Source organism: Burkholderia sp. BCC0097, assembly GCF_902832985.1.
In the GTDB taxonomy this organism is placed as follows: Bacteria; Pseudomonadota; Gammaproteobacteria; order Burkholderiales; family Burkholderiaceae; genus Burkholderia; species Burkholderia orbicola.
The window spans coordinates 1-2941 of the sequence record NZ_CADFDM010000028.1; the positions used below are offsets into that span (position 1 = coordinate 1).

The 2941-nt window shown below is 58.9% G+C and carries 1 protein-coding gene, 3 tRNA genes and 2 rRNA genes; all 6 read right to left on the minus strand.

The window, feature by feature from the left end; all coding sequences use genetic code 11:
• Positions 1-99 (minus strand): GTP-binding protein (locus HWX07_RS36720; protein WP_033453371.1); only part of this gene is annotated, 99 nt, incomplete at its 3' end.
• A gap of 66 nt (positions 100-165) precedes the next feature.
• A tRNA-Thr gene (locus HWX07_RS36725) sits at positions 166-240 on the minus strand.
• 22 nt (positions 241-262) lie between these two features.
• A tRNA-Gly gene (locus tag HWX07_RS36730) sits at positions 263-336 on the minus strand.
• 43 nt (positions 337-379) lie between these two features.
• Positions 380-465, minus strand: a tRNA-Tyr gene (locus HWX07_RS36735).
• A gap of 2057 nt (positions 466-2522) precedes the next feature.
• Positions 2523-2635, minus strand: a 5S ribosomal RNA gene (rrf, locus tag HWX07_RS36740).
• A gap of 228 nt (positions 2636-2863) precedes the next feature.
• A 23S ribosomal RNA gene (locus HWX07_RS36745) occupies positions 2864-2941 on the minus strand; the annotation flags it as partial.

Genomic DNA, 2941 nt, shown 5'->3' on the forward strand with positions numbered 1-2941 from the left:
CGTGATCGCTGCCGTCAGCGTCGTCTTGCCGTGGTCAACGTGACCAATCGTACCAACGTTCACGTGCGGCTTGGTCCGCTCAAATTTACCCTTGGCCATTTTCGACTCCCAAAAGGAATTTCACAGGTTGCGCCGCGCGCAAACAAGACACTGACTTTTTACTGCTGGTGCCCATGGGCAGGATCGAACTGCCGACCTCTCCCTTACCAAGGGAGTGCTCTACCACTGAGCCACATGGGCGCTACGCTTCAACTTAGCGGTCTGGAGCGGGTGAAGGGAATCGAACCCTCGTCGTAAGCTTGGAAGGCTTCTGCTCTACCATTGAGCTACACCCGCACGGGCCACTAACGATTCCTTGCCGCTCACTGCGCTGATATCTTGGTGGAGGAGGTTGGATTCGAACCAACGTAGGCGTAAGCCAACAGATTTACAGTCTGCCCCCTTTAGCCACTCGGGCACCCCTCCGTAGAGAACTGACGATTATGGGGGTGCATCGCACTCCTGTCAAGCACATCCGGAAGATTATTTTCACTTTCTTCCCGACTTCTGCTTCCCGCCGATCCCCGCCCTTGCCCGGCTAAGGCAAGCACGAGATGTTGCCGACCGGCACCACATCTTCGTCAGACTCCGCCTTCAACGCCGATCTGCATCTGCGCTGAAAACGAAAGACCGCCATCATACGGCCTCTTTCGCACAATGCCAAGCGGGTAGATGCAAATTTCGGCAAATTTCGTGCCGGGCGCGTTTGGCGAGCCGGCTGGAGATTGCTCGTGGGAGGTTCGGTGGTGCGTCCGGCGCGAAATAAAGGCTCTGCAGCCGGTGCTGCGGACTGCCTGGCCCCCTCGTCCGGCGGCATGTGCGTGCAAGACCTTCGCCCCTTCTGGAAATTGCAGCGGTCCCGCTCCATCGCCGAATTCGGTCACCGGTGCGTTCGACAGCTTCACTGGAAGGCTTGATAGCGTCTCGAGTCACCCTCCCCCTCCGATACAGATCACCATGCGCCCGGAGAGCTCTGTAACGACATTCTTCGTTTCTTCGTGGTTGCAACCGCACATGCGGGAAGATCAGACGGTAAGCCCCGTCAGGCAGCTTCAGCTGCGGAGTCCAGAAGACGTGCGCGGTTCTCGGGGCGCATCAACAATTGAAGGCTGCGCCCGATGCGGGTGCGCGAGCTGGGCGCATGTCGGTCAGCGCGCGGCACAACCGTTGAATCGGTACGCGTTGGTCCAACGACGCCCCTCAGGATAAATCCGGCTGTAAGCACACCTCGATGTGCTTACAGCCCCTACTTGGCGACGACGTGCGTCCAGGTCCCTCCCATGACTTTGCTGGTGCCGCGTCGAATGCTCTGCTGCTCAGCGCCGCAGTGTCTCGTTGTGCAAGCCACCTAACGTCAGCATCTGGCGGGCTTGTCGCTGCGAATCTTCGGCGCACGCGCGATGTCACAAGTGCTCGTACCCGTGCCCGCTTCGTCCAGCCAACGCGAATGTCCGCGCCGGATTCGACACGGGCGCCCTCGCACCTCATGCTCTCTACGTCGCTATAAAGCCGATATATGGCGCCGGAGCGTCGACATCCGGCGTGTGCTGCCCGGCAATGCTCGAGCTGAAGCAGGATCAATAGCGAAACGTGGGGCCCCAGCTTCCCTTTGCGGGCCGCCCCGATTGGCGATCCGAATACGGCACACACCGAATGCGCGGGACGCGTCGACACGGGCAAAACAGATCCAATGGGTGGCCGCGGAGGCGGCGGCGCCTATTCTCCATCGAAGAAATTTACGCGTTACGGGACGGTCAACGAGCGGCCGCCGAAAAGAGCCGCGCCGACTGTTGATCTTGTCTGACCCGCAATATGCGCACGGCGCGGCCGGCCCGCGGGGCGAGTCGCCTCTTACCGCGACTCAAGCGTACGCTGCGCCACGATAGGGTTCTTTTGGGGCGAGATGCGGCGAGTTGGACCGAAAATAGCGTTAGATAGCAATGTCGCGCCTCTCCTGGCGGCACAGTACAGTCGCTCGGATTCATGCGACGCGGGAGCCGGAAGCCGCGGCATCCTGTCCACTCTTGCCAACAACGCGCCGAGGGTAGAGCGAACGCAAGGCACATCTCGCTGCCACACGGACATATCGATCTTGGCGAAAGATGCGCTCAATACAACGGCGATCAATACGCGTTGATCGATTATCGGATGACGAGGACTAGCTGCGTCTGATCGCGGCGGCGTCGAGCAAGGCCGAGCCAGATTGCCATAGAGAAGCTACCCAAGCGATTTCCCATTGCGGACCTGGTGACCACTGGAGCAAGCGAGGGGTAGAAGGACGGTGGCTTCTGCAACACCGCTCGCTGGAGTGCAGACACCCGGATGCGGGAAGTGCATTTTGCGCCAGTCTCGCGGAAGCGATTCCGATTTGAGCCGACGCCTTCGACAACCAGCTCATGCCACACGGCGCTTGGCCACATGCTTTTCGAGATGCCGCAATGCAAAAACCCCCGCCTTTCGGGCAGGGGTTCTTGGCTTAGGGAGCCTGACGATTACCTACTTTCACACGGGAATCCGCACTATCATCGGCGTAGAGTCGTTTCACGGTCCTGTTCGGGATGGGAAGGGGTGGGACCGACTCGCTATGGTCATCAGGCAAAGAGGGTTGTTGCGTTGCTTCGCAGCGCAACCAATCTTGGAAGAAGCAGTAATTTTGAGTTGTGTGTATCACACACGAGAATCCAACTTGTCTCATCTTGCTACGCAGGTCACCGGTACTTCAACCGGCGCGCCGCATCGATCAGCTTCGCTGCTCGACGCTCTGCGTGGGATGCTCGTAAGTGCTGAAGCACTAACGATCATCGACACAAGGCAGACTTGTTATAGGATCAAGCCTTACGGGCAATTAGTATCAGTTAGCTGAACGCATTACTGCGCTTACACACCTGACCTATCAACGTCC